The 6,668-nt window shown below is 69.1% G+C and carries 6 protein-coding genes and 1 pseudogene; 4 read left to right on the top strand and 3 right to left on the bottom strand.

Annotation, left to right across the window (positions count from 1 at the left end; all coding sequences use genetic code 11):
- Positions 1 to 227 (bottom strand): annotated as a pseudogene (locus tag VD972_RS13005) (hypothetical protein); the annotation flags it as partial.
- A gap of 132 nt (positions 228 to 359) precedes the next feature.
- Entirely contained in the window at positions 360 to 512 is a 153-nt protein-coding gene (locus VD972_RS13000; RefSeq protein ID WP_324986119.1) for a hypothetical protein, read from the bottom strand.
- Positions 513 to 894: 382 nt separating this feature from the next.
- Here VD972_RS13000 and VD972_RS12995 point away from each other — a divergent pair, with 382 nt between their 5' ends.
- The gene (locus VD972_RS12995) at positions 895 to 2,211 is read left to right on the top strand and encodes a glycoside hydrolase family 1 protein (RefSeq protein ID WP_324986117.1); all 1,317 of its coding nucleotides are present in this window, start codon (positions 895 to 897) and stop codon (positions 2,209 to 2,211) included.
- Here VD972_RS12995 and dusB read toward each other — a convergent pair.
- Positions 2,190 to 3,203, bottom strand: a complete 1,014-nt coding sequence (dusB, locus tag VD972_RS12990; RefSeq protein WP_324986114.1) for a tRNA dihydrouridine synthase DusB — start codon at positions 3,201 to 3,203, stop codon at positions 2,190 to 2,192. The genes VD972_RS12995 and dusB overlap by 22 nt on opposite strands.
- A 92-nt stretch (positions 3,204 to 3,295) precedes the next feature.
- Here dusB and VD972_RS12985 point away from each other — a divergent pair, with 92 nt between their 5' ends.
- The 3 genes from VD972_RS12985 to VD972_RS12975 all read left to right on the top strand — a co-directional run bounded on the left by VD972_RS12985 (position 3,296) and on the right by VD972_RS12975 (position 6,509).
- Complete coding sequence (locus VD972_RS12985) at positions 3,296 to 4,729, top strand: site-2 protease family protein (protein WP_324986111.1); 1,434 nt, start codon at positions 3,296 to 3,298, stop codon at positions 4,727 to 4,729.
- An 82-nt stretch (positions 4,730 to 4,811) separates the two neighbouring features.
- Complete coding sequence (locus VD972_RS12980) at positions 4,812 to 5,816, top strand: acyl-CoA desaturase (protein WP_324986109.1); 1,005 nt, start codon at positions 4,812 to 4,814, stop codon at positions 5,814 to 5,816.
- A 165-nt stretch (positions 5,817 to 5,981) separates the two neighbouring features.
- Positions 5,982 to 6,509, top strand: a complete 528-nt coding sequence (locus VD972_RS12975) for an RNA polymerase sigma factor (protein WP_324986107.1) — start codon at positions 5,982 to 5,984, stop codon at positions 6,507 to 6,509.
- Positions 6,510 to 6,668: the final 159 nt, after the last annotated feature.

Genomic DNA, 6,668 nt, shown 5'->3' with positions numbered 1-6,668 from the left:
TGGAAGGGAGCGGGCTCGCCGGGTGTGGGGAAGCGCTCGGCGGCCACCGAGAGCCGGGCCAGCTCCCCCTCCGCGCACAGGCACAGGAAGAAGGAGCGCCCAGGCACCCGCAGCTCCAGGTACGCCAGCCGCGGCAGCGGACACCACGCCTTCTGCACCACCGCTCCCGCAAGGCGCGAGCCCACCTCCGCCACCACCTGCTCCAGCTCCGTGGGACGCAGCGACATACCGGCGCTCCTCAGGAAAATAGGCCTATCCGGAGCCACATTGTCAGCTTCGTCCAAAAACGAAAACGGCTCGGCGGAGTCCGCCGAGCCGTTCACTGGCATCAACATGCTCTTTGATGCCCGTGGAGACCGCTAAGCAGTCGGGGCAGGCGCAGCAGCCGCCTTCTTGCGAGACGCCGGCTTACGGGTCGTCTTGCGCGCAGCGCTCTTCTTCGCCGCCGTCTTCTTCTTCGGGGCGGCGGACTTCTTGGTGGTCTTCTTCGCGGTCTTCTTCTTCGCGGCCATGCAAACCCTCCGTTGAGTTGGGTGCCCGCACCCAATGGGGGTGGGGCCCTGCACTCGGACACATCTGTGTCTGAGCGCTTGTGATGAATGGTAGATGCGATGGGCGTGTGTGTCAACGCATGGTGACGTATTGCAGTGCGTGGCGCGGGCCGAATTTTCGGCCTGCGCGCATTCCGCGGGCTCGAAAAGGGCCGGTGCAGGAGCGAGCGAGCGTGCTCCGAGGCCTAGAATTCGGCTCGGGAAGCGACGCGTGCGGAGGCCGGAAACTCGGCTCTGGACGCGCCGCCGGATGGTGGCGAGAGAAGTGTCCGGTGCCCCGCAGAGCGAGGAGGACACGCCGCACTTCCGCCCATGGGTGCCGGCATCTAGGGTGCCGCCCGCGATGAGTGCCGAAGAGAGGACGTTTCCCGAGGGCTTCACCTTCGGAGTCGCCACCTCCGCCTACCAGGTGGAGGGTGGCATCGAGAACGACTGGGCCGAGTGGGAGCGCGCCGGGAAGCTCAAGGAGCCGCACGTGCGCTGCGGCCGCGCGGTGGACCACTGGAACCGTTACGAGGAGGACTATGGGCTGGCCCTGGAGGCTGGGGCGTCCGCCTTCCGCGTCTCGCTGGAGTGGGCGCGCATCGAGCCCGAGCGTGGCCGGTACGACGGGGCGGCGCTCGAGGCCTACCGGGAGCGGCTGCTGCGGATGAAGGCGCGGGGCTTGAGGCCCGTGGTGACGCTCCACCACTTCACCCACCCCACGTGGTTCCACCGGGAGACGCCCTGGCACACCCCGGCCAGCGTGGAGGCCTTCCGCGCCTATGCCCGCGCGTGCGCGCCCGTGCTGAAGGGGCTGGAGGCGCTCCTCATCACCCTCAACGAGCCCATGGTGGTGCTGCTGGGCGGCTATCTCCAGGGGCTCCTGCCTCCCGGCATTGCTGACGGGCCCAAGACGATGCGCGCCCTGGAGAACATGGTGCGCGCCCACGCGGCCGCGCGCCAGGAGCTGCAGGCCGTGCTGGGCCGCGTGGAGCTGGGCATCTCGCAGAACATGCTCTGCTTCGCCCCGGACCGGTGGTGGCACCCGCTGGATCGCGCCCTCGTCCGGCTGGGCGCCCACGCCTACAACCACGCCTTCCATGAGGCGCTCGTCACCGGGAAGCTGCGCGTGACGATGCCGGGCGTGGCCTCCACCCGGGTGGACATCCCCGAGGCGCGCGGCTCGTGCGAGTTCATCGGCGTGAACTACTACTCGCGCGCCCACCTGCGCTTCATGCCCCGCCCGCCCTTCATCGAGTTCAAGTTCCGGGACAAGCTCGGCCGAGGCCTCACGGACATCGGCTGGGAGGACTACCCCGAGGGCTTCGGGCAGATCCTCCGCGAGGTGAAGCGCTACGGGCTGCCCGTGTGGGTGACGGAGAACGGCATCGACGACCGCGACGGGCAGCGCCGGCCCCACTACATCCACTCGCACCTGGCGCAGGTGCTCGACGCGCGCGCGCAGGGCGTGGACGTGCGCGGGTACCTCTACTGGAGCCTGCTGGACAACTTCGAGTGGCTGGAGGGCTGGGGCCCCCGCTTCGGGCTCTACCACGTGGACTTCGACACGCTGGAGCGCCGCCCTACCCCGGCCTGCGCGTACTTCCGCACGGTGGCTCAGGGGCGGAGGCTCGTCCCACCCGAGACGCCCGCGCCTCAGCCCAGCGCCGCCCGGTAGTCCACCTCCTGCTCTTCCGAGGGGCCCGCCAGATCCACCGAGGCGGACACGAAGAAGCGGCGCACGGCGGCCTCCACCGCCTCGGGGGTGTCCAGCGCGTTCACCTCCGCACGGAAGGCGGCCGCGCCGTGCAGCCCGTGCGCGTACCAGGCCATGTGCCTGCGGAAGCTGCGCACGGCCCCGAGCCCATCCCCCACGAAGGCCACGTGCTCGCGGAAGTGGGCCAGCACCCCCTCGCAGCGCTCCTCCGGCGTGGGGGGGTAGCCCCCTGCCAGCTCGCGGAAGATCCACGGGTTGCCCAGCGCCGCCCGCCCCACCATCACGAAGTCGCAGCCGGTCGTCTCCCGCATGCGGTGCGCATCCGCGGGCGTCTTCACATCGCCGTTGCCGATGATGGGCCTGTCCGGGAAGTGGCGCTTGAGGTCCGCGATGACCCGCCAGTCCGCCTTCCCCGAGTAGCCCTGCTCGCGGGTGCGCGGGTGGATGGCGAGCGCCGCGCAGCCCGCCTCAAAGAGCTCGCCGGCCAGCTGGAGGTAGTTGCGGCTCTTGTCGTCCCAGCCTGAGCGGATCTTGCAGGTGACGGGCAGCCCCGTGGCCGCATGGATGCGCCGGACGATCTCCGCGGCCCGGGTGGGCTCGCACAGCAGGGCGCTGCCCGCGCCGTTCTTCGTCACCTTCTTCACCGGGCAGCCCATGTTGATGTCGATGATCTGGGCGCCGTACTCCTTGCCGATGACGGCCGCGCGGGCCATGGCCTCCGGATCGCCCCCGAAGATCTGCAGCGAGTAGGGCCGCTCCACCTGTGGATCGAAGCGCAGGTACTTGAGCGTCCGCTGGTTGGCGTGCATCAGCCCCTGGGAGCTCACCAGCTCCGTGGGGCACAGGGCCGCCCCCAGCCGGAAGGCGATGACGCGGAAGGGCCTCTCGCTCACCCCCGCCATCGGCGCGAGGATGTAGGGGTTGGGGAGAATATGGGGGCCGATCTGCAACATGGGCGGCGGGGAACCTAGCGGATTGGCGACCACAGAGCAGTGCCTCAGTAATGGCCTGCACAGTCGCACCCTAACGGTTAAGGTGGTCTCCAATGTTCCGCTTTCGCCTCGGAAGCATTCCCGTCGAGGTCCACTTCTTTCACCTGCTCGTCTCGGGCTTGTTCGGGTGGTCCTTCTTTCTGCCCAACGTCCAGTCTGTCGGCCCTCGGTGGCTGGCCGAGTCGCTGGGAGACCCGAGCCACCCTGGCAACACCCAGGCCGTGGCGCTGGGGGTGCTCGCCTGGATGGTCATCGTCTTCATCTCCGTGCTCATCCATGAGCTGGGCCATGCCCTGGCCTACCGGGCCTTTGGCTTCCAGCCGAGCATCGCCCTGGTCTCCCTGGGAGGAGAGACCCGCCCCAACTCCGCCGGCACGCTCCTCTGGTACCGGAGCGTGTTCGTCAGCCTGGCAGGCCCCCTGGCGGGCCTGGCGCTAGGCATCGTGTGCGGGGTGGCTCGCTTCCTCTTCCTGGAGGGAGACTCGGGCGCGCTCGCGTTCTTCCTCTACTGGTTCTTCGCCACCAACCTCTTCTGGACGATCTTCAACCTCCTGCCCGTGCTGCCGTTGGATGGTGGGCACGTGCTGAGCACGGTGTTGATCCGCTTCTTCGGCCGCCGGGGCTTCATCGCGGCGCAAGGGCTGGCCCTGCTCGTCGCTCTGGCGGCGGTGGCCTGGGGCCTGCGCACGGGCTCGCTGCTCATGGTCTTGTTCTTCAGCCTCTGGGGCATCCAGGCCTTCCGCGCCATCAGCGAGGCGCTCAAGGGCTCAGCCCAGACGGATGAGGCGCAGGTGCCCCTCATGCGGACCCTCGATCAGGCCCAGGAGGCGCTCGCGAAGGACCAGCTCCCGGAGGCGCGGCGAACGGCCGCCTCCGTCCTGGATACGGGCGAGGCGCTCTCCCCGGACCTGGCCAGTCGCGCGCACCACGTGCTGGGGTGGGTGGCCCTCAAGCAGGGCCAGGGGCGCACGGCGCTCGATCACTTCTCCCAGGTGCAGCGACAGCCGGTGGAGACGCACGCGCTGGCCGCGGCCTTCTCCCTGGTCGGCGACGAGGGGCGCGCCCTTCCCCTCTGGGAGATGGCCTGGCGCGACACCAAGGACCGCACGGTGATGCACGAGTACGCCGGCAGCCTCATCCGCGCGGGCAAGGAGCCCCAGGCGCTCAAGCTGTCCGGGGTGGATCCAGCCGCGGCCTTCTCCTGCGCGGAGCGGGTGCTCTTCATCCGCGGCGCCTACTCCGAGGCCGCGGCCATGGGGGAGCGCGCGCTGGCGCACGCGCCCAGCCCCTCCATCGCCTATGACGCAGCGTGTGCATATGCGCGCGCGAACAACGCGACTGACGCGGTGCGCTTGCTGCAGCGCGCCAGGGAGCTGGGCTTCCGGGATGCGGCCTTTGCCGCCTCGGATGAGGACCTGGCGCCACTCCACGGTCACCCGGCCTTCGAGGCGTGGCTGGCGGATCTGCGCCAATCTGCATCCTCCTGACAGAGCCATGACAAAGAGGGGTGTTGATGGAGGGTGAGACTGCGCACCTTCCCGCTCGGTCTGCATCCCGCCGAGGCACCCCTTGAGAACCAACGCCCCAGTCCTGGCTCCCGACGAGAAGATCAACTGGCTGTCCTCCATTCCGTACTTCGGCGTCCACCTGATGTGCCTCTTCGCCTTCTACGTCGGGGCGAGCCTGGTGGACGTGCTGGTGTGCCTGGGGCTGTACGTGGTGCGGATGTGGGGCATCACCGCGGGCTACCACCGCTACTTCAGCCACCGCTCGTACAAGACGAACCGCGTCTTCCAGTTCATCCTCGCCCTGGTGGGCACGGCGGCGGTCCAGAAGGGCGTGCTCTGGTGGGCCGCGCACCACCGGCACCACCACCGCGAGTCGGACACGGAGAAGGACATCCACTCGCCGATCCAGAAGGGCTTCTGGTGGAGCCACATGAACTGGATCCTCTGCGACAAGTACGCCGAGACGCGCTTTGACTCCATCAAGGACTTCGCGCGCTTCCCGGAGCTGCGCTTCCTGAACCGCTTCTACCTGCTGCCGCCCATTGCCCTGGCCGTGGCGCTGTACTTCATCGGCGGGTTCTCGATGCTGGTGTGGGGCTTCTTCGTGAGCACCACGCTGCTGTGGCACGGCACCTTCACCATCAACTCGCTCAGCCACATCTTCGGCAACCGCCGGTACAAGACGACGGACACCAGCAAGAACAACTTCTTCCTGGCGCTGCTCACCCTGGGCGAGGGCTGGCACAACAACCACCACTACCACCAGAACACCGCCAACCAGGGCTGGTTCTGGTGGGAGGTGGACTTCAGCTACTACTCGCTGAAGGTGCTCTCGTGGCTGCGCATCGTCAGCGACCTGCGCACCCCCTCTGAGTCCATCAAGTACGCCTACAAGAAGTACACGCCCGAGCAGCAGGCGGAGCTGAACGCCGCGACCCCCTTCTGGGGTGCGATGGCGGCCCGGAAGAAGGAGGCGGAGGAGAAGGTGCGCGAGGCCCTGGCCGCCGCGGCAGACCACCTGCCCACCTCTGCCCCTACCCCCCAGGCGATGCTCAAGCGGAAGTAGGGCAGACAGCCCCTCTGACGAGCGGTCCGTGCCCCGGGGCGCTCGCCTCGGGGTAGAGTGTGCGGGCCTGTGTCACCCCCTCCCCTGAAACCTGAACCGAGCCTCCCGCGTACAGGAATGGCCCCGTCGCGCCCCACGGCCGCCGGGGAGTCCGACGAGGAGTTGATGGCCAGGTTCTGTCAGGGTGAAGCCACGGCGTTCGATGCGCTCTTCCAGCGCTACTCGCGCCCTGTACACGGCTACCTGACCCGGCTGACGGGCAGCCCCTCGGCGGCCGAGGATCTGGTCCAGCTGACCTTCCTGTCGGTGGTGAGAGCGCGCGGACGCTTCCAGGCGGGCGCCCGGGTGAAGCCGTGGCTGTACGCCATCGCCACCAACGCAGCCAGGGACCACCAGCGGCGCAGCCGGCGGCCGGAGGAGCTGACCGAACAGGGCGAGCTGCCCGCGACGGTCGCCGCGGACACCCCCGGCCCCCGCGACGTGGGGCTGGAGAGGACCGTGCAGCGGGCCCTGGAGCTGCTGCCAGAGGGCCAGCGCGTCCCCATCACGCTGCACCGCTTCGAGGGGATGAGCTTCGCGGAGATTGCTGAGTCCATGGGGTTGACGGAGTCGGCGGTGAAGGTGCGCGCCCACCGCGGCTACGCGCGGCTGCGCGAGCTGCTGGCGGAGCTGCGAGAGGAGTCGAGTGGATGACCCCCGAGTGTGAGCGCGTGATGGATGCCTTGGGAGGGCCGCTGCCGCCGGAGCTGGCCCGCCATGCCGCCACGTGTGAGGACTGCCGGGCACTGACTTCGGGCTTCGGAGCGCTCGAGGCCGTGCCGCCGCTCTCCACCCCCGAGTCGACGCCGGGGA

The sequence above is a fragment of the Hyalangium sp. genome (assembly GCF_035629615.1).
Lineage (GTDB): Bacteria > Myxococcota > Myxococcia > Myxococcales > Myxococcaceae > Hyalangium.
This window is presented reverse-complemented; position numbering and strand designations above follow the sequence as displayed.

What these genes read in the sequence shown, in the direction of transcription:
- VD972_RS12985 (WP_324986111.1), top strand. Translation starts at nt 3,296, where the DNA reads ATGTTCCGCTTTCGCCTCGGAAGCATTCCCGTCGAGGTCCACTTCTTT.
- VD972_RS12995 (WP_324986117.1), top strand. Translation starts at nt 895, where the DNA reads ATGAGTGCCGAAGAGAGGACGTTTCCCGAGGGCTTCACCTTCGGAGTC.
- VD972_RS13000 (WP_324986119.1), bottom strand. Translation starts at nt 512, where the DNA reads ATGGCCGCGAAGAAGAAGACCGCGAAGAAGACCACCAAGAAGTCCGCC.
- dusB (WP_324986114.1), bottom strand. Translation starts at nt 3,203, where the DNA reads ATGTTGCAGATCGGCCCCCATATTCTCCCCAACCCCTACATCCTCGCG.
- VD972_RS12975 (WP_324986107.1), top strand. Translation starts at nt 5,982, where the DNA reads ATGGCCAGGTTCTGTCAGGGTGAAGCCACGGCGTTCGATGCGCTCTTC.